The following is a 22,397-nucleotide window of genomic DNA, read 5'->3' on the forward strand; positions in this document are numbered from 1 at the left end:
GACACAGGTAGTACGGCCGCTCGGGAAACCCGATGTCGCATTCGCCTTCGCTGGACATAAGGTGGACAGATGCTGGCGCCGCCCTCTATCGACCAGGTGAAGGACAGCTTGAGACGGGTGCGCCGCGGACTCGGATTGGCGCGGCCCACAGCACTGCTCACCATCATCGGCGAACCTGTGCAGGCATATCTGTGCCGCGACTCCGACGTCGAGCCTGGCTCTGCCGAACACATCGAACATCTCGCCGCAATCCTGCGTCAGGCGATCGGTCAGCTCACTGAGAGCGAGCGGGTCTACGCCGAAGTGGATTTCAACGTTCGACCTGACCACAGTTACCCGACGCTCACCGACAGGCAAGAGTCCCTGGCCCAGCACCTCAAGTGCGCGGTGAAGACCGTGCGCCGCCGTTCCGACCAAGCCCTCGACACCCTGGCTTATCTCCTGGTAACGATCTCGTCGGCTCCTGACGGGGCACAGACGCAGGCCATCGACCGCAGCCCGAGCCACCACGGCCGGGCCAGCAAACAGGATCCCTACGATGCTGTGCGCCGGTTCTGGGGCCTGCGTCCTGGCGGTGGCGTCGACATTGTCTGCTCCGAAATCCCCGTGGACGAACGTCCAGAGTATGCGTCACCACAGGATCGGAACTACCTGCGGTATGCCAAGTTCGCTGACTTGGACACATTGATCTTCGTCCGTACCCAACTGGCGCAACTCGCTCCCACCGCGGTTGTGCGCGACTTCGCGCCCTCGGAGTACTTCGATACCCAGGTCGAGGTTCTCGTGGTGATCGGCGGCCCACCGTGGAATGCCAAATACCGGGAGTTCCTCCCGCAGTTACCCTTCTACTTTGATGCGAATCCGCTCGGTGAGGACGACCCTCTCGTCGTACCCGAACTGGACAATCGCTGTATGGCTCCACGGTGGACACCCGGTGGCGAGCTGATCGAAGACCTCGCCGTGCTCACCCGGCTCACCGTGCAGGGAACCACCGCGCTACTGCTGGGCGGGTGCCTCACCCTCGGGGTCCTCGGCGCGGCCCGCGCACTACTCGATCCACGACGAGGACCCACCAATGTCGAATACCTCTCCGACCACGTCGGTCAGGATGACTTCGTCGTGGTCACCGAAGCCCGTCGCGTCGGCGGCATCACCGACGTCGCCGACCTCACCGTCATGGAGCCCCTGCTGCTCATGTCCCGCCCCCACGGCGCGAACTGGGGAGTCGTGATCGACAACACCAAACGCTTCACCTGCCATCACCGCTGCTCCCCCGGGCAAACGGCGTGACGAATCTGGACGACATCGCCACCTATGTCGTGAATCTGCCACGGCGGAAAGACCGCCGAGCATGGATCAGCGCCCGGCTACCTTCGGCAATGACGGTCACCTACACCTCGGACCTCGACGTGGTCATCGACGGCCGGCAACTCGCCACCAGCGACCTCCAGGCGCTTGGAATCAAGCTGTTCGACTGGCAAATCGACTCCGACAACCCGTGGTGGAATCGACCGCTCAAATACGGCGAAATAGGCTGCACTCTCGCTCATCTCGCATGCTGGAACCACGCCGAGAAGCACAGCGCAGCCCCGTACACTCTGATCCTCGAAGACGACGCGACCCTCCCACCGGAATTCGCACCACGCCTTCTCCAGACCCTGAACCTGATCGACGAAGTCGATATCGCATTCGACATGCTGTACCTCGGGCGCGACCTGCTCCGGCCGGACACCCCTACGCCGGTTCCCGGGATCGTCCACCCCGGCTACAGCCACTGCAGCTACGCCTATCTGCTCACTCGCAGTGGCCTGCGTACCGCACTGTCCACCGAACTCACCGAGGCCATCGTGCCGGTCGACGAGTTCCTTCCCGCCCTCTACACACCACATCCACGACCCGATGTGCGGGCACGGTTCGCACCGCGACTCACCGCGCTAGCGTTCGATCCGCCGCTGGTCACACAACGACCGAAGGACGACGCCGGCAGCGACACCGAGAATTCCGACTTCATTCGGTGGTGATGCGCGGCTTCGATCACCGCATCGGTCGCGGTGCCGTCCAGTGTTCGATCAGCGCCGAAAGACGTTTACCGGGCCACTCGCCGATCGGCGTGTGAACATTGACGCCGGTGACGACGTGCTCACTCGGCACGTTCTTGGTCACGACCGCGCCGGCCGCGACGTAGCTGCGAGGCCCGATCCGGACGCCGCCGACCACTCGTGCACCAAACCCGACCACCGAATCCGCCTCGACCACGGGCGGTTCTTCATCCACTCCCCACCAACCCAGATGCGGACTCGTGTACTCGTGGACCAGCTCGCCCATCACGGTCGCGCGGTCACCGATCACCGTCGCATCGCAAACGAACCCAGCGACACACGCGTCCGCGCCGATCGTGACGCGATCACAGATGTAGGCGCCGTGGACGACCCGGGTCCGGTCGCCGATCACACACCCGTACCCGATCCGTGCCCGGTCTTCTACCACGCACTCCATGCCAAGAGCTGTGCCTTCCTGGATGATGACCTGGTTGAACAGCAGACTCCGATCTCCGATCACGACAGGAGTACCCGCCGACCATCGCCCACGTTGAGCTTCCCGCAGACGCGTTTCCTTCGGGCATCCCAGAACGCAGTGCTCGCCGATGATCACATCATCACCGAGCCGAATCGGCCCGTGCAGGTCCCTGGGAGTCACGAGGCGGGCGCGACCTGGCCGACCAGCCAGTCAACCGTCTCCGAGATCGCCTGATCTTCGCGCTCCCGCGAGTCGAAGCCGTGATCCGAACCAGCGATGGTACGCAGCGCCGTATTCGGCCTCGACATCGCGGCCCGAGCGGAAATCTCGTAGGAGACCGCGGTGTCACGGTCTCCATGGACGATCAGCGACGGCACGGTGCTGTCGAGGAATCGTGCCAGTGGGTCGTAGTGGGCGAACTCGCTGAACAACACGCGGCCGAGTTCGAATTCCCCGTCGACCACCAGGACTCCGGTGTCGTGCAATAGTTTGCGCTGCGACGCGCCGAAGTTCTCTTCACCCCACGCCAAATCCGGCTCCAGGAACGTATGCCGCAGGTCGAGGACAGGATTCCACAGCACCAACCGATCAAGCCCATCAGCAAGCCACGGCAGCGACAGCACCGTGGACACGGCCCCGAAACTAGCCGCCACAATCGAAAACCGGCCCGGAAACCGCCCCTGGAGGAACTGCACCGCAGCCTCCAGATCCAGGCACTCGCCAGCAATGGTCACTCCGCGTTGCGTCCCACCGCTGTTTCCATGCCCCCGGAACGAGAACCGCACGACATCAAATCCCACAGCGGTCAGTCGCTCGGCCAAGCGGACGAACATCCCACCGCCCTCGTCCATATCCACAGTGATCCCGTGCACCAGCAGCACGACCCCCTTGGCCGGAACGGATGCCATATGGACCGCTGCGTCGAGCCGCACACCGTCCACTGATCCCAATGTGACGCTCTCAACCGGCAAGGTTTCCTCCGCTCAATCCCCAGGCTCGGACCACAGTGCGTCCATCGTCTCGTGCGATACGGGCCGCGACAATTCATCCTCCGCCGCGAACGCCATGTTCACAATCGTGCGGCGGCCCCGCCGAATCGGGTGCACCCGATGCAGCGTCGTACTCGCCCGCATGAGATACACCTGTCCCGGACCGGCCTCCAGCCGGTGGATCGCGCGATCACGAAGTACCTGCTCGATGCCCGGCTGCTGCTTATCCCACACCGTGCCCGGGACACACTCGACGAATCCGCCGTCAACGGTGTCCGGGCATTCGGCCACCCACACCAGCGCGAAACTGTAATCGTCCCAATGCCATCCATGCGTGTCACCCACCCGGTCCAGCTGGGTAACCACGAACTGTTCGGGCTCATACGGGCATGAATACACAGCTTGACCGGCCACGGCAGCCACAACCTCGGCGACCTCGGGTGATGCATACGTCTCCCGGATCACAACTCCGCTCTCCGCGATCTGCGCCCGCCTCACGTTCCTCATCCGGCGAGGCGTGAAACCTGTCTCGGCGAAAGCCAAGTCCCGACGGACGCCCAACTGCTCCGCCAACCAGATGGCCTCAGCCGCAATCGCATACCGAACTGACGCGGGAAAGAGCCAGGACACCACCGCGGCACCGTGCCGCTCCAGGTCGTCATGCGCGGCGGCGATCCGCTGCGCATGTTCGACTTCGTACCTCGTGTTCACACCACCGGTCATAGCGGACCGCGCTGCGCTCACTTCCACCCGACCCGCCGCTGCAACCACGCAACCGTTGCGCGACCTGACTCGGCGCGGTGCCGACGCAGAGCCACCGACTGCGACCCTCCAGGCCGACGGCTCTCTCGGATCCAGTACCCCGCCAGCGCGCACACCAGCGCAGAGATCGCATCAGGATCGACGCCCCGGGTGAGGGCGTGCGAGCCCAGGATCGGTTCGGGATCGACCCCATGCAGGGCGAAGGCGGTCGCCAGGAACACCAGATCCACCCACGCCGCACCCACGGATGGCCAGGACCAGTCCACGATCATCACCGTGCCATCGGGGCGCACCAGCATGTTGTCGGCGCGAAGATCGGTATGCAGCAACGTCTGCCCGACCGTGGCACGCTCCCACCCGGATTCGAGAACAGCGAGCCGATCCACGTTCCGGGCCGACCACTCGTCCAAGTTACCGGCCAGCTCGCCGCCGGCCAGCTTCCGCCAACCTGATAAGTCCGATCCGAGATCATCGGCCAGGGTCGGTACGTCCGGTAGTGGGTTCGGTGTCAGCATCCGTGCCATGTCCTCGACCACGGCGAGCACCGCCGCCAATTCCGTAGGCTGGTCGAAACGGGGATGGCGACCGGTGACGTCGTCGAATACCAGGACTCGCCACCCGTCGATTTCCAGCATGAACCTCACCGCTGGTGCCGGGATCTCTGCTGGGAGCTGAGTCGCGGTGTCGCCTTCGATCCGGTACCGGTGGGCGAAACGGTCTCTGATGGGGATTGCTTTGGCAAACACCGTGCGACCGTCCACCATCGCTAGCCGGGATGCCATTCCGCGGCTGAATCCGCCCGGTTGGGTCGATCCCGAACGCACTCCCGCGCCCAAGCGACTCTCGATCTCGCCTCGCACCGAGATGGGCAGCTCGCTCCACGCGATCCGGGACACCGGGATTTCGATCTCGGTCATCGGACAATAGTGCCGCGCGAACAGCGGCCTTCACCAGCTAATTTCCCGCTCGGCAGCCCGTCCGGGATGATCGTCGTCCCGGGCGATAGCGGGTCATAGTAGCCCTGACCGAGTAGGAGGCCGTCATGGTCGTAAGCGACGGTACCGAATCTGGAGGTGCCCACCGAGGTCAGCCAACAGGCGGCCGATCAGGACAGATCAGAACCCAACATCGAATACATGATCATGTCCCGACGCTCCTCGCCGACCAGCTGCCAACTGCGGAGCAGGCCCTCACACTGGAAACCCACACGCTCAGCCGTCCGCTGGGATGCGGCATTCCAGGGCTCGACATATAGGTGAAGGCGGCGGATCTCCAGGTCAGTAAGGGCCCAGGCAGTGACCGCTCGAAGCGCTTCCGCAGCGACCCGCTGACCACGAGCGGACTTGACCACCCAGTAGCCCAGCATCGCACGCCCCTCGTCCAGGTCCCGCAACCACAGACCGACCGACCCGAGCGGCCGACCGTCCTCAACCCGCACGATGACGAACGGATACCCACTGCCGGTCGATACACGCTCCCACTGCCGACGCACGAAGGCTTCGCCTGCTTCTCGCGAGTACACCGCCGGAACGGTCGTGATCAACGGGATGTGATCGTCGCTCGACGCCTCTCGAACCAGAGGCAGGTCGCTGATCTCCCAGGAGCGGAGCACAAATCTGTCGTTTGCAGTCAAACGCGGGATATCCAACGGGGCAACCATGCTCGCATCCTGCCGAGATGCCCACGCAGGCGCACGCCCATTTCACACCCGAGATCTGCGGGTTCGGCCAACGGAATGGCTTCACCGCCAAGGTGCGGGACGGCGGTGGGACCACGATCGAGCAATGGCGCCTCTAGTCGATCCAGTACCGTCGCATCGTGCTGCCGTCGGCCCAAAGCTCGACCCCCTCCAAGACCCCGCCGCAAGCCTCGATGACGTATTGACTGAACTAACTTCGTAATCCTTGCAGGTCAGCTTAGGTTTCTGCTAGCTTTCCTCGCCATGTGCGAAGAGGGCGGCGAGCGATATCTGTCGAGACTCGTTGTGCCGGACGTCGGTCGGCTCCAAAGGACCGGTGACGTGTGGGAGCCATACCAGCTTCTCGACGCGAACGGCGCGGTCATCGAACCCGCGGCGAGGTACTTCGCCGAGCTACAGGCCACCGACAAGCAGCCGTCGACGATCCGGTCATATGGCAGCGATCTGCTTCGCTGGTGGCGGTTCCTCGCCGCGATCGGCATGTCGTGGGACAAAGTAACGCCAATGGAGGGGCGCGACTTCGGACGATGGAGGTTGTTGGCGGACAAGCCGATGAGAGTTCATTGGCGGCACCGGACCGACGGCCAGTTGCCCGGTTTGCCCCGCGGCCGCCCCAGCCAGGTCGTCAATGCCGTCACTGGCAGGCCGAGCCCGGGACCGAAGTACTCGCCAGCGTCGCGGGCGCACGCCGAGACCGTCTGGCGGGCGTTCTACGACTTCCAGCTGGAACTCGGCAAAGGCCCATTGATCAACCCATTCCCGCTGGACCGCTCACGACGCTCAAGGCGGGCTCACGCGCACCACAACCCGATGGATCCGCATCGGAAGGAGCGGGTCGGCCGCTATCGGCCGAAGGTTCCCAAGCGGATCCCGAAGAAGATCCCCGACGAGCAATTCAACACGGTGTTCGCGGCACTGAAGTCGAACCGGGACCGCGCCCTGCTGGCGCTCTGGGTGTCCACCGGCGCCCGCGCCGAAGAACTACTGTCCGCCTGCCAGGGCGATGAGGATCCCGGCCAGCAACTGATCACGGTTACACGAAAGGGTTCTCGCAAAGCTCAGCAGTTGCCGGCTTCGCCTGATGCGTTCGTCTGGCTGCGGCTCTACCAGGAATAACTCTGGCGCAAGGGCGCTTCCCGCGGTCACCGCCATCCACTCTGGTTCACGCTACGCCGACCTTGGCGGCCGCTGTCCTATCACGCGGCCCGAGCAATGTTCACCCGCGCCCAGGAAGCGCTCGGCTCCAACTATCCGCTCCACGCCCTTCGGCACACCGCGGCCTACCGCATGGCCGATGACCCGGACATGGACATCACCGACGTCCAGTGGATCCTTGACCACGCCGATCTGACGACCACGCAGCTCTACACCACCCCTACCCACGGTGAGGTGATCACGGCTGCGCTCGCCCACCACGCGCGCCAGAACGAGCGCGCGGCAGCCCCACCGGAGCCGCCAGCGTCGGGTTACGACCCACGTTCTCTCGACGTCATATTCGGCAGGACGCAGTGAAATCATCGACAACCACAGCGACGGCTGAGGTCGGTTCGACCAGCCGAAAGCAGGAACTGACGCGCGAAGCGCGTGGAGTGCTCGCCGAGACCATCCTGGATCAATTTCCCGCTCGACCAGTGCTTTCCGCTTCGCGTCAGGCCCTGACCGTCGAGAAAACCATTGAACGGCTCGAGGGGTTACGGCTTCCTCCGGTGTCGGACGATATGCGCTTTCGTCGCAGACTGTGTGTCAAGAGGCTGCTCGGCAGGCTGGAGATCTTCCCTGGCGAGACCTGGCAGCAGCGATGGCAGGCCAGCGGTGCCGAAACCGCTGAGCCGCACTGGACTGCGGCCGCCGCGGAATGGCACCGGGCACACGGCCGGGTAGGCGACAAGTCCCAGCTGCTGACCGCGCTGATGCTGCTGTCCATTGCAAGGATCATCTGTCCCAGCCCGACATTCCTGCTTACTATCAACCGAACCGGAACCTGGACGACTAGGATCGCCGAGTATCGCGATCCGTCGGGTTTCGGGCTACTCAAGACGGCGATGACGCCCGAAATCCGGTCGAGCACCTGCCTCCCCGTCATCCGATGGCAGCTCTGTGTCCTGCTGCTGACCAAGGGCGGCGGCGTTCGCGACATCACCGTCGGAGACTGTGTCGAGTTACGCAAGCAGGAGATAGCCATCGGTTTGCCCGGAAAGGGGCGCTATCTGTTCTACACCCTGCTCGAGGCTGCGGGATTCCTTCCGCAGGGTGCGCCGGTGACCCTGCGCGCAATCATGAACTATGGCGGACGATCCAGCATCGAGCGACTCGTGGATCGGTATCACGTCGCTGATCCCGAGGTCCGCAACCTGCTGGTCAGCTACCTGGCGGAACGGCAAGTCGCCCTGGACTACACCACACTCGACTCGTTGTCGCGGGTGCTGGTTATGAATTTCTGGACGGATCTGGAAGCACACCATCCAGGCATCGACTCGCTCGACCTCGACCCGAAAGTGGCGCATGCGTGGAAAGAACGCCTCCGCGTCAAGATCCAGAATAAGCGCCTGCCGGACGGGACCACCGTCGAGGTCACCGTCCCACGGGTGAACTACCTCCAACTCCTGACCACAGTCCGGGCGTTCTACCTGGACATCGCGCAATGGGCTACCGAGGATTCTGCGCGATGGCCGCGATGGGCCGTTCCGTGCCCCATCCGCGCGTCGGAAACCGCGCACTCGACCAGGAAGGTCAATTCGCGCCGAAAGGCGCGCATGGACCAGCGGACCCGCGAACGCCTGCCCTTGCTGCCAGTTCTGGTGCGGACCGCCGAACGCCGCACCGAGGAGGCCCGCCTCCGACTGGACGCAGCGTTGAATTCTGAACCCGGCAAGCCGTTCACCGTCTTCGGCGAGACCTTCACCAGAGTCTCCGCACGCAGAAACGAAAATCAGCGGCTCAGTATGGTTACGGGCGTCTTCGACTCGACCGGCCGCCGCCGCCACCTTCGTGCCGAGGACCATCGTGCCTTCTGGGGTTGGGCAGCAGTCGAGTTTCTTCGGCACACCGGCGTCAGGGTCGAGGAGATGCTCGAAACGAGCCATCACAGCATCATCCAGTATCGACACCCCCAAGCAGGGCAGATCATCCCGCTGCTGCACGTCGCGCCGTCCAAGACCGACGAGGAACGCCTCCTCGTCGTCAGTCCGGAGCTGGCCGATGTCATATCCGCGATCATCGCCCGAGTTCGGCAGAAGGACGGAGCCATTCCATTGGTCCCCTTCTATGACCTCTCCGAACGATGCTGGGCCACGCCGGCTCCGCTGCTGTTCCAGTGGAACAACGGCAGCCATACGCGAGCCATAGCGGCGTCGACGATCCGCAAATGCATCAGGGAAATACTCGAGTCGACGGACATAAAAGACGCCGGCGGCCAACCGCTCTACTTCGTGCCCCACGACCTGCGCAGAATATTTGCCACGGACGCAATTCTGAACGGGATGCCCCCGCACATTGCGCATGCTGCTGGGTCACAACGACATATCCACCACCATGGGTTACAAGGCCGTCTACCCACAAGAAGCAATCAACGGCCACCGCGCGTTCATCACGCGGCGCCGAGGAACGCGGCCGAGCGAGGAATACCGCACCCCTACCGATGCCGAGTGGGAGGAATTCCTGGGCCATTTCGAGCGCCGCAAGGTTGCGCTCGGCGAATGCGGGCGCGCATACGGAACTACCTGCCAGCATGAGCACTACCTGTCGCTCGTCGATGGCCGCTGCGGCGGAGGTGGCGGCGGCGAGTGCGTTGTCCAGGCCGGCCCGGTTCTTGCGGGTGGTCCCGGAGAACCCTTTGTCGATGAAGATCCGCTCGCGCGGCGCTCCGAGCGCCAGTAGTTGTTCGGTTTGGATCTCGACGTCTTGTTCGTCGGTGGAGCAGCGGCAGTATCCGATGCGGAACGGCTCACCCATGCCGAAAGTGTTCCAGATGGCGGGGGTTGACCGGCACAGTTTGCGGAACACCTCTACGGAACACCGGTGTGCTGGGCCGATGTTCGTTCTGCGTGGTGTTCCGGTGGACGATCGGGTTACGGAACAGGTCAGGGGGTGTTATCGGTGTGTGGGGGTTTGTTGTGGGGTGAGGAAGTGGTTGACGTCGACGATGAGGAACAGTGCGGTGGCGGTGGTGACCACGTGGGCGTGGTCGTTTTCGATGGTGGCTTTCAGGTGGAGTTTGCGGCCGTCGCGGGAGTGGATGTGGGCGCGGAGGGTGTAGGGGGTGTCGAGCAGGATCGGGGCGAGGTAGTCGATGGCGAGGTGGCGGGTGACGGCGGGTTCCCCGACGGTGTAGAGCAGGAGTCCGAACAGTTCGTCGAGGACGGTGGCGACCGCGCCGCCGTGGGCGATCGCTGGGGCGCCGACGTGGCGGGAGTCGAAGCGGTGGTGGGCGTAGACGCCGTGTGTGTCGCGTCGGGCGCGTAGCTGGTGGCCGTGGGGGTTGGCCGGTCCGCAGCCGAGGCAGTGGTCGTGGTGGGGCGGCAGGTCGGCGGAGTCGGGTGCGTGTACGGGGAAGGCGGGGATCCAGTCCGGGACCTGGCGGGGCTCGGGTGTGTGGGTGCTGGGTGTGTTCTCGGTCATGGGTGCTTTCTGTGAGTGTGTTTAGGCGGTGATGAGGATGTCGCAGTGGGTTTTGCGGGCGAGCTCGATCGGTGGGGTGGACAGCAGCTGGGCCAGCAGTGGTGACCGGTGGGGGTTGGCGGTGACGATGAGGTCGGCGGCGGTGGCCGCGGCCAGGTGCAGCAGCGCGGGTAGGGCGGGTTCGTCCAGGATGTGGGTGTCGACGTCGGTGGCGCCGTGGGCGAGGGCGTGCTGGTGGGCGATGCGCAGGACGGTGTCGGCGGGGGTGCTGCCGTGCAGCGGGGAGGTCTCGGGTCCGGGCCGGTCGAGGTGGGCCTTGGGTGTGTGTTCGTCGATGCGGTGGCGAGCGCAGACGATCAGTAGCCGGGCGTGGGTGGCGTGGGCGAGTTCTGCGGCGTGCTCGACCACACGGTAGGAGCGGTCGGATCCGTCGGTGTCGACGATGATCGTGTGGTAGGCCGTCATGACGGGCGTCTTTCACGAGGAGAGGCGTGTGAGGAGGGGGGAGAGGTTCTCATGTGCGGGCGTGGCGTGCGGCCGGGGGCCAGGACGGCCAGCACGATCGCTGTGGCGGTGGTGAGGGCGGCCAGTGCGAGCGCGGCCTGGCCGCTGCCGTGCACGAACGCGGCCTGGGCGAACTCGGCCAGCGGCGCGGCCACCGGTCCGGCCTGGTCGGCGACTTGCAGGGCGGCGGCCAGGGAATCGGCGACCGGGCCGCGGGCGGGCTCGGGTAGCCGGGCCAAGGCGGGCTGGATGCGGTGGGTGTAGCCGGCCGCGAGGACGCTGCCGGCCACGGCGATCCCGATCGCGGCGCCGATCTCGCGGGCGGCGTCGTTGACCGCGGCGGCGACCCCGTGTTTGGCCTCAGGGGTGTCGGCGACGATGGCATAGGTCGCCGGGGCGGTGCACAATCCCAGGCCCGCGCTCATGATCAGCAGCGGCCACAGCAGGTCGGGATAGTTTGCGGCCAGGGTCAACCGGCTCACCAGCACCAGCCCGGCGGCGATGGTGAGCAGGCCGGTCACGGTCATCACCCGTAACCCGACCAGGCTCGACAGCCACGGCGCGATCACCGAGATCGCGACCAGCGGCACCACCATCGGCGCCAGTGCCAGCGCCGAGGCCAGCGGCCCATAACCGAAGATCAGCTGCAGGTACTGCACCAGCAGCAGGAACACCCCGAAGGTGACCAGGAACTGGATGGTCACCGACAGCGACCCGGCACCGAAACCGCGGCGGGTGAACAACCGCACATCCAGCAGCGGCGCCGCGCTGCGCAGTTCGACGACCACGAACGCCACCGCCGCGGCCACACCGATCCCGGCCGCGGCGGCGACGAGCGGGTCGGCCCAGCCGCGTGCGGGGACCTCGATCGCGGCGAACACGATCGCGGCGACCGCGACCGCCACCGCGCCCGCGCCGACCCAGTCCACCGGCGGATGCTCACGCTGGCGGGATTCGGCGATGGTGCACGCCAGCACCGCCAGCACCGTCCCGGCCACGGTCAACCCGACGAACACCGAGGGCCACGACCATCGTTCGAGCAGCACCCCGGCACCGAGGATCCCCAGCACCGCCCCGGATCCGGCGACCCCGGCCCATATCCCGACCGCCCGGCCGCGATGAACAGGGGCGAACCCCGCGGTCAGGATCGACAGCGTCGAGGGCATCACCAGCGCCGCGCCCGCCCCGGCCAGGGCGCGCGTCGCGATCAGCCACACCGGCTCGTCCAGCAGCAGCGGCAGCGCCGAGGCGGCGGCGAACACCACCAATCCCGCCACCAGCACCACACGTCGCCCGTAACGGTCACCGACGGCGCCGGCGGGCAGCACCAGACACGCCAGCACCAGTGTGTAGCCGTCGACGATCCAGGTCAGCTGAGCTTGGGTGGCCCCGGTCGCGACCGCGATCTGCGGCAACGCCGAATACAACGCCGCCATCGCCGCGACCACCAGCGCCACCGCCAGGCACGACACCGTCAGCATCCACCACTCGGCCCGGGTCCACCGGGCGATCTCGACAGTGTCCGTCCCAGGCGTGTCCACCGGCACCTCCCGACTTTAGAGACCGATAGTCTCTGTGCGAGACCATTCGTATCATAGGGGTCGGGGTGTGGGATAGAGTCCACTCACACCCACAGCCGCACGGCACGAACCGGAGGAACACGCGTCCATGACCGACCCGCACCCCGCGGACGACGAGCAGGCCGATCCGCGGCTGGCACGCTCACGCAACCGGTTGCTCGACGCGGCCACCCATCTGCTGTCCACCGGCGGTGTCGAGGCGGTCACCGTCGAAGCGGTCACCCGCGTATCGAAAGTCGCGCGCGCCACCCTCTACCGGCACTTCGGCAGCACCACCCATCTGCTCGCGGCGACCTTCGAACGGCTGCTCCCCCACGTCGACGCCCCCACCGGCACCACCCCGGTACGCGAGCAGCTCCTCACGCTGCTCACCACCCAAGCCGACCTCATCGAACAGGCCCCGGTACAGATGACCACCCTGGCCTGGCTGGCCATGGGATCCATCGACGACAACCACACCGACCCGGCCGCGCTCACCTCACTACGCGCCCGCGTCATCGAGCAATACCGCCGACCGTTCGACCAGATCCTCACCAGCCCCGACGCCCGCGCCACACTCGGCGAACTCGACACCACCTTCGCCATCATCGAACTCCTCGGCCCGATCGTGTTCGCCCGCCTCACCGGACTACGCACCATCGACCACGACGACTGCGCCCGGCTCGTCGACAACTTCCTCACCGCTCACTCAACAGCCACCGCATCAACCAGCCCGACCGGCACCGGCAGGCCGTAACCACAGATCGGCCGCGCAGTCAGAACAAGGTGTCACGCACCCGCAGCGGCCGGTACCCGGTCGGGCCCAGCTGGGCCAGCTCGGCGTCGATGTCGACCTCGATCGCGCCGAAGAAATTGATGTTGGCACTGTGGGCCGGGCTGATGTGGGCCAGGACCTCGTCATCGATACGCTGCCCGGCCCGACGCATCTGATCGACAGCGAGCCCGTAATACTCCGTGGTCCAAGCGATCACAGCGTTGGTCGCCAAGGTCAGGCACCAGGCTTGCTCGGTCTGGTCCTCGAGATGGCGTGCCCGAATCATCCCCTTATGGGCATAGAGCAGGTCGCGCCGCAGCGCGTGCAGCGACTCGCCCTTGTTGAGCTGCCGCGAGATCTTGCGCCGATAGTCCGGATCGGAGAGGTACCTCGCGGCGTAGATGGTGCGCCGCAGCGCCCCGTACTCCTTGAGCGCCGCGGCCAGAGTGTTCTGCCGCCCCGACGCCGAGAGCTTGCCGACCAGCAGCGACGCGGTGGCGTGCCCGAACTTCAACGATCCGGCCAACCTGAGCAGATCGTCCCAGTGCTCGGCGATCAAACCCGAGATTCGCTTTGCGGGTCATCAGCGGGCCCGCGTGCGGGAACCGGGCCTCGGCCTGCGCGCGCGGGCCCGGCCGGTACAGGGTGATCCGGCCCAGATCCCGGATCCGCGGCGAGAGCTGCATCCCGAGCAGGTCGAACAACCCGAAGTTGACCAGGGTGACCCCGTGGGTGTCGGTGGCGTGCTCGGTGATCGGCAGATCCGCTGCATTGCCCAGGATCTCATCGAGCACGTAATGGGCTTCACGTTTGGTCGCCACGATCACCTTGGTGCCGTAGGTGGCATGCTGATCGGTGACATGGGTGTAGGTCGACAGGCCCTCGCTGGCGAAATACCGGCTCAACGGCCTGGCCGTGGTTGATTTCCCACGCGTCGGGAACCGCTGCCCATCGCTCGACGACAGCGTTCCGGCACCGAACACCGCGGTCAGCGGCAGCCGCTGATGGTAGCCGATCAACACGAGGTTGGCCGCGCGCAGGGTCTCCTCGCGCACATACCACTCATCGGTCCAGGCCAGGATGTCGTAGGTGATCCCGCACGCCTGCGCCATCCGGGTCAACCCCAGGTTCGTCGAGTGCGCCAGCAGTACCGCGATCAGATTGCGTTTGAGCTCCGGCGTCCGGGTGGCCTGGCCGCCGGCGTGGGTGAAGCAGTCCAGGTAGCCGGTGCGCTTGTCCAACTCGATCAACAAGGAAACGATCGGCGCGAACGGCAGCATCTCGGTCAGCTCGGCCTTGAGCGCGATCGCCTCGGCGGGAACATCTTCCGCGCTCAGCGGCGAGATCACCAGATCCCCGCCCTCGTCCACCCTGACCGGGCCGTCCCCGCCGGCCAGCACCGCCTCCAGCTCACCGACCGCATCGTGCAGTTCGGCGACCACGGCCGCCAGCGCGACGCCCGGATCGGCGGATCGCCCGACCAGGCGGCAGAACTCGCCGCGTTGCGGTTCCCACTGCCCAGTGGTGATCAGGTAGGCGGCCGGGTCGGCGTAGCGGCGCGAGCCGGGCACGAACACATCCCCGCTGCGCAGCCCGTCGCGCAGTCCGAGCAGTACGCACAATTCCCAGTAGTGCCGGTACGCGGTGGCGCTACCGGTCTTTCGGGCCTCGTCGAGGTAGCCGCGCCATTTCGTCGGCACGAACCCGGTCGGGGCGTCGTCGAAGACCTTGCGCCGCCCGGTCGCGTTCAGCTCGCGCAGCATGTTCACCGCGATCAGCAGCTCGGTAGCGGCGGTGCCGCCGGCGAAGCGCACCGCTTCAAGCACTGCGGGGGTGAACTGGCGCAGGTAGTTGTAGGAGGAATCCAGCGCTGCCAGATGCCCGTGATCACGCGGCAACCTGGGTTTGGCCTGGGCGATCGCCGCGCGCAGGCGCTCCCACCCGATCTTCTCGCCGCGGATCAGCGCGCCGATCTCCTCATCAGCCACCGTCGGGTCGGTGACGATTTCCAAGAGATCGTCCAGCAGCGCCTGGCGGTCCTCGCCGGTCTTGCCGCGCTCGGCCAGCTGCTGCTGCATCTTCCGTTCGGCGGCACCGAACTTCGCCGAGATCGCCTGATCGAACAACACCACGACCTCATCGAGCACATCGGTGCCCGACTGGGCCAGCACCGTGAGCAGGATCGGATACCGGCGCTGCGGATCCCGACGCTCCAGGGCTTGCGGACTCAGACGCCGGCCCATCGTGGCCAAGAACCGGCGCCGCTCGGCGGGCAGCACCGACAGATCCAGCCGATCAGCACCCAAACCCCGCAGAAACCCCAGCTTGTCGACCTCGGCGCGGACCGCAGCCGCCGACGCCTCCACCGGCCCGGTCGACAGCCACCGCAACCGCGAGATCCCCAGCGACGCGTCCGTGACCAGCAAGCCGTCCAACTCCGCACACCGCGCCGCAGTGAACTCGTGAGCGAGCCGGTCATAGGTTTCGGTCTGGGCCTGGTGCCGGGCGTGGGCGACCCGCTCCACCACGGTGACAGGGCCCGGCCGGATCACCTTCGCCGAGATCAGATACTCACACGCCAGCCGGAACAACAGAGTCGGGGAATCGTGCTCCATCGCCCGCGCGAGCAGGAACTCGTCGAGCTCCTTGAACTCCAGCGCACCGGCCGCACGCCATCCCAGGTACCGCGCGGCCAGGCGCACATGCTCGGTGCGGGTCTTGGCTCGCCTGCCATAGGCACCGATCACCACCGGGTCGACCCGCAGCTGCTCGGCGAGGCGGGCCACCGCCCCCGGTGGGGCCGTGACCAGCCGATCCGGCACGAATCCCAGCCACGGCAGCGTACACAACGCGATCGCCAAGCCCAGCCGTTCGGCCGGTCCCCTGCCGCGGCCCGGATCCACGAACGCCAGATCCGCCGACGTGAGCGTGAAGTATCGAAACAGCTCCTCGCGGCTGATCTCCGGGAATCCCCGCAGACGTTCCAACTCCTCGTCCGCGAACATCCGCGTCGCCACGAACCCCAGCCTCCACCAGCGCCGACCAACACCAACACCGGCAGCCAAGCACCAACCAGCCGACAGCGCATGCCGAACCCGAAACCCGATGCCTACCAGGCGGCTACGCCATATCCGCCTGATTTTCGGCGGATGCTACGGCTACCCCTTTAGGGGATCGATAGGTGGTAGCGCCGCCGACTCCGGTGGCCAGGGTGTCCGCATCGTGCTCCTAGGCCGCGTTTCATAAGCCTTGGCCGGATAACCACAGGTTGATTGCGGCGACGCGGACCGTGGCCAGGTAACGGACAGCGAGTTTGTCGTAGCGGGTGGCGACAGCGCGGTGCTGTTTGAGGCGGCTGATCGTGCATTCCACGGCGTGCCGGAGTTTGTAGAGACCAGGGTCGAACGCCGGCGGCCGGCCACCGGCGTTGCCCTTGGCCACACGATGCGCTGCCTGGTCCGCCTTGATCGGGATGGTTGCCTTGATCCCGCGTTTCCGCAGGTAAGCACGGTTGGCCGCCGAAGAATAGGCTTTGTCGGCCAGGACCCGATCCGGCCGCGACCGGGTACCACCGACCGAGAGCCGCGGCACCCGTATATCGCCGAGCACCGTCGTGAACTGTGGGCAATCAGCCCACTGACCAGGCGTGACCACCAGCGCCAGCGGCCGCTGCCCCTGGTCGGCGGCCAGGTGCAGCTTCGTGGTGAACCCGCCCCGCGACCGTCCCAGCCCGTGGTCAGCGGGTTCGTCGTCGAAACCACCCGCCGCCTCGACCTGGCCGGCGAAGTCGCGGCGCGCACCCGCCGCATGCTGGTGCGCGCGGGCGATCGTGGAGTCCACGCTCACCGTCCACTCGATCTCACCGCCCGCATCGGCGTGGGCTTGCAGTGCGGTCAGCACCGATTCCCACGTGCCGTCACGCTGCCAGCGGCGGAACAACCCATACACCGTCTGCCACGGCCCATACACGCTCGGAATATCACGCCACGGACTGCCGGTCCGGATCCGCCACCGGATCCCGTCGATCAACTGTCGTTTCGACCACCGCGGTGGCCGGCCCGGCTTCATACCAGCAGGTAGTAGCGGTTCCAGTTTCGCCCACTGAGCATCGGTCAGATCCGCACGGCACGTTGCCGTTACGCTGTTCACGAGGTCTCCGGTTGGTTTCCGGTTGTGCTTGGTCGTTCAACCAACTACCGGAGACCTCGCCATATCACCAACTTCTCAACCCGGACAACGGGTTCCGTCCCCACACCATCGGGCTTATGAAACGCGGCCTAGTCAGTGGTCCATCGAGATAAGGGCCACTGCGGCGAATGGGGCGCGTCGGTCCATCGGGTCGGCAGGAGAACGGCGCGAGCGAACTCCGGAGCGGAGGTGATGCTACTTGACCAGTCCTGCTTCTCTGGGTAGTTGGGGATCTGAATCTGCGATGCGATCGAGGTTCCGCTTTTTTCGAAAACCAGCCGATTGCAGTTGTAGCAGAATTCGCGATTTAGAAACTTTGCCTCAGTCGAAGATAGTTCGAACGGGGGCTTGATCTTCACATTCTTCCGGCTCAGAATTAGGAGTCGATTAGGACTGATCGGAAATACAATTACTTCAGAATTTCTTATCGAGACCGGAAACTGGCGAGTGTTTCGCTTCGTTGGAATTCCGAGTACGGGTTCATCGCAGGTCAATAGATCGCCTGTGGAGCTTGCCAGCCAGTAGTCTCGATCGTTTTCAATCAGCGGGGCGAGAACGTTCTTCCAGGCGCCGATGGCTGCATCGATTGCCTTGGGCTTGGTTTCGCTGCTGACGGCCCGCTTGGCGAGTATCTGATTCACGATAGCCTGGTGTCTCGCTTCTGAGTACTCAATGCCGTACTCGCGACATAAGATCGGAAGCAGGCCGGTAATGTTCAGAATATGGCTGGCTCCGTAACGGTTCACTGCTGCGTCGATGCCCACGTCGGTCTGTCGCCCACGCTGGGTGCGCTGGCTTTGTAGGCTGATGTATACGGCTAGGTTGGAGATTAGGTTTTTATCCTTGATCCTCCCATCGGGCTGACCGTCGAGCGCGCGAAGCCAGTTCGCGGCCCGGCCCTCTATGCGTCCCATGTGGGTCTCGAACCACATGTCTGGATTTGCGTCGGCATCGATGTCGGGTGCCGATATTTGATAGAAGTTATCCTCGACGGCTGTCGATTCTATGGGTACGCAATTTGATTCTTTGGTGTCAACGTTTGTGACCTGAATTTCCCCGCTACCGTCGGTAGTCCACCGCTTGAGATACATTCTTGGCACGTAGTGGTGTCGGAATGTGGTTTGGGCGTTTTTACGAGTCTCTTCCTTGGATTTTTCGATCTCGACGTCGGTTAGCCAACGATTGACGGTAGTCACAGTCTGCATTGTAGGTCGCGCAGCCGCGAGCGACTCAATTCGGCAGTGCGACGAACTCTGGCAGTCAATGAAGCCCAGACAGTTCAGAGAAGATCCGTCGCGATCCGAGATTCGAATCGTCGCAGGTGAGCAGTATCCGGTCGATACCGATCGACCGGGCAACGACGATACTGCGGCGGAGAATGGCGCCACCGTACCCACGCCGCCTGTACTGGGGCAGCACGGCATACCCGATGTGCCCGCCTCGTCGACGTAGGCCCTCGTTGAGGGTGTGTCTGATCGAGGTTCGACCGACTACTTGGCCGTCAACAGTTGCGAGCAGATATGTGGAGGCCACGATGCCATCCGGCAGATTGGCACCCTGCCGCTGTTCCTCCCGGGCGCGGAGATAGTCCGCCCAGCTCATATCGGGTTCAAGACCCAATGCAAACGGAAAGCTATCGCCCTCGGCCAATTCGAGATGCGCGGCGCGGACAACTTTTTCGTCCGTTTCCTGCAACGCGCACGGCGGCGGATCCGAGCACTGTGTCGTGCTCCTCAGCGACGAACATCGCCCGAGTCCGGGTCCAGCGCTTCCACTGGTCGACGCTCCAAGCCAGTGCCTGCTCGTAGGTGGTGGAGAAGGTGCCTGCGGGGCTACCAGCGAGTGCGTCGAGGCGCACTGTTCGGGCTGTCTGCCAGCCGTCGGCGGTCAGGCGGCGCACGATCATGTACAGAACGATCAGGACTCACTGCGCCAGCAGGCAATCCAATATTGCCTGCCGCGCCTCATTTGACCGTCAGCGGAGTCGGTCGGTGGCGAGGATGTCGGTGTGAATCCGCTCGATAATGGAGTCGCGGCTCCAGCTGGAGTCGATGCGGACCTCCTCAACGTAGGACAGGGGTTGCCAACCGTGATACCACTCGGCCATCTGGTCAGGAGGAATCGTTGCGGCCTGCGGCCGGCCGGCATGGCGAGCGAGAGTTTCGTCGAAGGTGAGGTCGAAGCCGTAGTGGAGTGCACAGCCGGCGGTGTCGGCGAGACGGTGCAGCATCGCCCCGTAGCGATCGGCGTCGAGGATGCCTTCCACGATCGTCACCATCCCACGGGCCAGGCACAGTGTCGCGATATGTTCGATCAGCTCGATATTCCACCCGCCGGGCTCGTCGCGCTCACGGACAATCTGCCGTCGCACTACATCCTGACCGATGACCGCGCAGTGGCCGTGCTCGAAGCGACGTTGGAGGCCGGCGGCGACGGTCGATTTGCCCGACGCGGAATTACCGCGGATGACGACCAGCGTAGTCATCGAGCGGCAGCGGGTTGGAGGACGGTGTCGAGCTTGCGGATGAAGCGTGGGAGGTGGGGATCGGTGCTCGGCAGGCCGTGGGGTCGAGGTCCCACCAGCGGCCCCCGTCGAACTCGGCGGGATCGAGGTCGTAGTGCTGGGCCCGGTCACCCCGAGCGACATGCCACAGAGAGATATCAACATGGCCAGCGGTGGGGCCGACGGTGGGAGTCACTGTCAGGAACAGGGGCTTATCCCCAACGACATCGAATCTCGGGTCGAACCCGAGTTCCTCGCGTGCTTCCCGCCGCGCCGTAGTGCATGGGTCTTCGCCGGGAGCCAGGTGCCCGCCCATCGGGAGTTCGAGACCGGATTTGCGGTGTCTACCGAGGTAGATGCCGCGCTCGGTGGGGTCGACCAAGACCACGTACGCGACCAAGTGCTGCGGTGGAGTCGCTGGTGGAACTCGGCGGAAGATGTCATTGGTTTGGGCGAGCCAGGCCAGTGTCTGCTCGATGTGTTGCTGTTCAACCTCGTCGATAGGCGTGATCGCGGCAACAAGATCAGCGATGGCTGCGGTGGCGGGCTCCATGTCGCGCGAGCATAATCACGCCCTGCGACACCTCGGAATGCCCTGCCCTTTCGGTGCTCCCCGCCTCCGGTTCACCAACCCGGGCCTGCCGGTACACCAGCCTGGACAGATGGCCGGTTGACGCGGCAGGGTGGTCATGCGCCGGGTGCGCCGGGCGCTCGCCGTTCCCTCCGGCGGGCTTCCTTTCTGGGGCGTTCGAACCCTGCCGTAGCGCTGATGTCGACGAGGCCGACGGTGTCCGGCACGGCGATTCGTGTCGTGCCGTACCAGCGCCCCCAGAGTGCGATGTTGCCGGTGTCGGCCTCGGCGAGCAGCTTCTCCACCGACCATCGCTTGTTCGAGCGGTCGATCTCGATGGCGATGCACGGCAAATGGTCGTCGCGCCAGCAGAAAACGTCCAAATGGCCGTGGTACATCCGCCGTCCGGTACGCCTGGCGATCAATGCCTCTCGCTCGAGGTCGACCGTCCAACCGTTGGCGTGCCCCCACCGGACCGTGTGTTGGGTGATCAACGCTGTCGCTTCCCGCGCGGACAGGCCGGTGACCCGGACTTCGGAGAGCCATCTTGTCAATGACGAGGCCAGCTCAGCGGTTTCTACAACGTTCCCCACTGGCTTGATCCTAGAACGCGGCGGCGATGTCCATTCCGGCACGGCCACGGCCTCGCGAGACCTGCTTCCGGAGGCAGGGAGAACCGGGTTCCGGCGAACCCGGTTCTCCCGCGTGGCTATTCTCGTAGTTCATGCCGCCCATTTGCGGTCGACCCAGGCAGCCGTCGACACCAAACTCCGGTTTGGATGAGTTTGCTTGAGCTGCAACGAATCTGGCACGTCCCTGCGCTCGAGCACAATGACGTCCTCGTGTGCGATCAGGTGAACGGGAAGCCCTCCGCGGCGGTTCTTGACGATGAAGTCGCGCTGGAAGAAGCTGCTTCGGGCGATGATGTCGTCGTCGGCGAGGCGGCCGAGGAGTGCGACGCAGCGTTCGACGGGGGTGAGTCCGGCAAGGGTGCCGCAGGTGGTGATGTGGGTGGGTAGGTCGATGAGTTCGGCGTGCTGTCGCCAGGGGCGAGCGGTGATGACGACGTGTCCGCCGGGTTTGAGGTAGTCGGCGACGCCGGTGAGGATTCTGGTGAATCCGGTCAGGAGCCGGCCGATGCCGACGTTGGCGAGGTTGCCGCGGTCGAGGACGGCTCCGTAGCGGTGGTCGTACTTGCGGACGCCTTCGCCGGGCTTGACTCGGACGTGACCGTGGGTGGAGTCGCCGTATGGGGGTGAGGTGATGACGAGGTCGACCTGGCCGCGCAGGTCGGCAGGAAGCAGAGTTGGAAGTTTTCGGGCGTCGCCTTGGTAGACGGCAGCGTCGAGGTCGATGCCGGCACCGTAGGCGAGGTCGATGTTGGTGCGGGCGAGGTCGGCCCATCGGGTTTCGTATTCGACGCCGATGGCGCGGCGGCCTCGGTGCAGGGCCTCGACGAGGGTGGTGCCGATGCCGCACATCGGGTCCAGGACCAGGTCCCCGGGGTGGGTGTATGCCTCGATGGCGTGGGCGGCGATGGCGGGCAGCATTTTCGCGGGGTGTTTGACGCTGTCGGGGTGGTAGCGGCCGGTGCGTTGAGTAGCGGGCGCGGCCTGCGCGGTCGGCCATACCGATACCGCGGCGATGTTGTTCTCCGTTTTGTGGGTTGCGGTCATCGAAAGGTGCCTCGATTCGAGATTCGGTGGTCAGGAG

20 protein-coding genes and 3 pseudogenes are annotated in these 22,397 nt (G+C 65.2%); 6 read left to right on the forward strand and 17 right to left on the reverse strand.

All coding sequences use genetic code 11. The annotated features are described in order from the left end of the window. The first annotated feature begins 69 nt into the window (after window positions 1–69). Together QH470_RS20830 and QH470_RS20835 are read left to right on the forward strand one after the other, a co-directional pair. Window positions 70–1,290, forward strand: coding sequence for a hypothetical protein (locus QH470_RS20830; protein ID WP_084537812.1), 1,221 nt, complete (start codon window positions 70–72; stop codon window positions 1,288–1,290). Beyond that, entirely contained in the window at window positions 1,287–2,021 is a 735-nt protein-coding gene (locus QH470_RS20835) for a glycosyltransferase family 25 protein (RefSeq protein WP_043737899.1), read from the forward strand. The genes QH470_RS20830 and QH470_RS20835 overlap by 4 nt, the downstream gene beginning before the upstream one ends. A 13-nt stretch (window positions 2,022–2,034) precedes the next feature. Here the strand turns inward: QH470_RS20835 and QH470_RS20840 are convergent, their stop codons facing one another. The 5 genes from QH470_RS20840 to QH470_RS20860 all read right to left on the reverse strand — a co-directional run bounded on the left by QH470_RS20840 (window position 2,035) and on the right by QH470_RS20860 (window position 5,928). Continuing rightward, complete coding sequence (locus QH470_RS20840; protein ID WP_232110915.1) at window positions 2,035–2,652, reverse strand: acyltransferase; 618 nt, start codon at window positions 2,650–2,652, stop codon at window positions 2,035–2,037. A 41-nt stretch (window positions 2,653–2,693) separates the two neighbouring features. Beyond that, window positions 2,694–3,458 carry an alpha/beta hydrolase gene (locus tag QH470_RS20845; RefSeq protein ID WP_232110914.1) on the reverse strand — a complete coding sequence of 255 codons (765 nt, stop codon included), beginning with the start codon at window positions 3,456–3,458 and terminating at the stop codon, window positions 2,694–2,696. Between the two features lie 42 nt (window positions 3,459–3,500). Next, a complete protein-coding gene (locus tag QH470_RS20850; protein WP_051047386.1) occupies window positions 3,501–4,217 on the reverse strand; it encodes a HalD/BesD family halogenase in 717 nt (238 codons plus the stop codon). A gap of 29 nt (window positions 4,218–4,246) precedes the next feature. Further along, complete coding sequence (locus QH470_RS20855; RefSeq protein ID WP_051047385.1) at window positions 4,247–5,185, reverse strand: phosphotransferase; 939 nt, start codon at window positions 5,183–5,185, stop codon at window positions 4,247–4,249. A gap of 188 nt (window positions 5,186–5,373) precedes the next feature. Continuing rightward, entirely contained in the window at window positions 5,374–5,928 is a 555-nt protein-coding gene (locus QH470_RS20860) for a GNAT family N-acetyltransferase (RefSeq protein WP_043737892.1), read from the reverse strand. A gap of 324 nt (window positions 5,929–6,252) precedes the next feature. Between QH470_RS20860 and QH470_RS20865 the strand changes: the two genes are divergently transcribed. The 3 genes and pseudogenes from QH470_RS20865 (at window position 6,253) to QH470_RS20875 (ending at window position 9,698) form a co-directional block, all read left to right on the forward strand. Then, complete coding sequence (locus QH470_RS20865; RefSeq protein ID WP_253807868.1) at window positions 6,253–7,083, forward strand: site-specific integrase; 831 nt, start codon at window positions 6,253–6,255, stop codon at window positions 7,081–7,083. 54 nt (window positions 7,084–7,137) lie between these two features. Next, window positions 7,138–7,479: pseudogene (locus QH470_RS20870) on the forward strand (tyrosine-type recombinase/integrase); the annotation flags it as partial. After that, window positions 7,476–9,698 (forward strand): tyrosine-type recombinase/integrase, encoded by a 2,223-nt coding sequence (locus QH470_RS20875; RefSeq protein WP_051047384.1) that lies wholly within the window; start codon window positions 7,476–7,478, stop codon window positions 9,696–9,698. The pseudogene QH470_RS20870 and the gene QH470_RS20875, both read left to right, overlap by 4 nt. 94 nt (window positions 9,699–9,792) lie before the next feature. On the opposite strand, the pseudogene QH470_RS20880 reads toward QH470_RS20875, so the two are convergent. From QH470_RS20880 to QH470_RS20895, 4 genes and pseudogenes are all read right to left on the reverse strand, one after another. Continuing rightward, a pseudogene (locus QH470_RS20880) lies at window positions 9,793–9,918 on the reverse strand (recombinase family protein); the annotation flags it as partial. Window positions 9,919–10,056: 138 nt separating this feature from the next. Then, window positions 10,057–10,584, reverse strand: coding sequence for a PaaI family thioesterase (locus QH470_RS20885; RefSeq protein ID WP_051047383.1), 528 nt, complete (start codon window positions 10,582–10,584; stop codon window positions 10,057–10,059). Window positions 10,585–10,605: 21 nt separating this feature from the next. Then, window positions 10,606–11,049, reverse strand: a complete 444-nt coding sequence (locus QH470_RS20890) for a universal stress protein (protein WP_043737890.1) — start codon at window positions 11,047–11,049, stop codon at window positions 10,606–10,608. Next, window positions 11,046–12,629 carry an MFS transporter gene (locus tag QH470_RS20895; RefSeq protein ID WP_067510767.1) on the reverse strand — a complete coding sequence of 528 codons (1,584 nt, stop codon included), beginning with the start codon at window positions 12,627–12,629 and terminating at the stop codon, window positions 11,046–11,048. Before QH470_RS20895 ends, QH470_RS20890 begins: the two co-directional genes overlap by 4 nt. Before the next feature lie 127 nt (window positions 12,630–12,756). On the opposite strand from QH470_RS20895, the gene QH470_RS20900 reads away from it, so the two are divergent. Further along, window positions 12,757–13,404, forward strand: coding sequence for a TetR/AcrR family transcriptional regulator (locus QH470_RS20900; RefSeq protein WP_011212399.1), 648 nt, complete (start codon window positions 12,757–12,759; stop codon window positions 13,402–13,404). 19 nt (window positions 13,405–13,423) lie between these two features. Here the strand turns inward: QH470_RS20900 and QH470_RS20910 are convergent. The 8 genes and pseudogenes from QH470_RS20910 to QH470_RS20945 all read right to left on the reverse strand — a co-directional run bounded on the left by QH470_RS20910 (window position 13,424) and on the right by QH470_RS20945 (window position 22,360). Then, window positions 13,424–16,439 (reverse strand): annotated as a pseudogene (locus QH470_RS20910) (Tn3 family transposase). A 223-nt stretch (window positions 16,440–16,662) separates the two neighbouring features. Next, on the reverse strand, window positions 16,663–17,571 hold the full coding sequence (locus QH470_RS20915) for an IS5 family transposase (protein ID WP_043737886.1): 909 nt from the start codon (window positions 17,569–17,571) through the stop codon (window positions 16,663–16,665). Window positions 17,572–17,699: 128 nt separating this feature from the next. After that, window positions 17,700–18,806 carry a DUF4238 domain-containing protein gene (locus QH470_RS20920; protein WP_170160818.1) on the reverse strand — a complete coding sequence of 369 codons (1,107 nt, stop codon included), beginning with the start codon at window positions 18,804–18,806 and terminating at the stop codon, window positions 17,700–17,702. 64 nt (window positions 18,807–18,870) lie between these two features. After that, window positions 18,871–19,305 (reverse strand): GNAT family N-acetyltransferase, encoded by a 435-nt coding sequence (locus tag QH470_RS20925; RefSeq protein ID WP_068049986.1) that lies wholly within the window; start codon window positions 19,303–19,305, stop codon window positions 18,871–18,873. Between the two features lie 280 nt (window positions 19,306–19,585). Next, window positions 19,586–20,095: an AAA family ATPase gene (locus QH470_RS20930; protein ID WP_043737884.1), complete on the reverse strand. Its 510-nt coding sequence runs from the start codon at window positions 20,093–20,095 to the stop codon at window positions 19,586–19,588. After that, window positions 20,067–20,666 (reverse strand): NUDIX domain-containing protein, encoded by a 600-nt coding sequence (locus QH470_RS20935; RefSeq protein WP_082393302.1) that lies wholly within the window; start codon window positions 20,664–20,666, stop codon window positions 20,067–20,069. Before QH470_RS20935 ends, QH470_RS20930 begins: the two co-directional genes overlap by 29 nt. Before the next feature lie 134 nt (window positions 20,667–20,800). Continuing rightward, on the reverse strand, window positions 20,801–21,325 hold the full coding sequence (locus QH470_RS20940) for a hypothetical protein (RefSeq protein WP_138456832.1): 525 nt from the start codon (window positions 21,323–21,325) through the stop codon (window positions 20,801–20,803). 81 nt (window positions 21,326–21,406) lie between these two features. After that, window positions 21,407–22,360, reverse strand: coding sequence for a TRM11 family SAM-dependent methyltransferase (locus QH470_RS20945; protein ID WP_082393303.1), 954 nt, complete (start codon window positions 22,358–22,360; stop codon window positions 21,407–21,409). Window positions 22,361–22,397: the final 37 nt, after the last annotated feature.

The organism is Nocardia wallacei (assembly GCF_029868745.1).
Classification (GTDB): Bacteria; Actinomycetota; Actinomycetes; order Mycobacteriales; family Mycobacteriaceae; genus Nocardia; species Nocardia wallacei_B.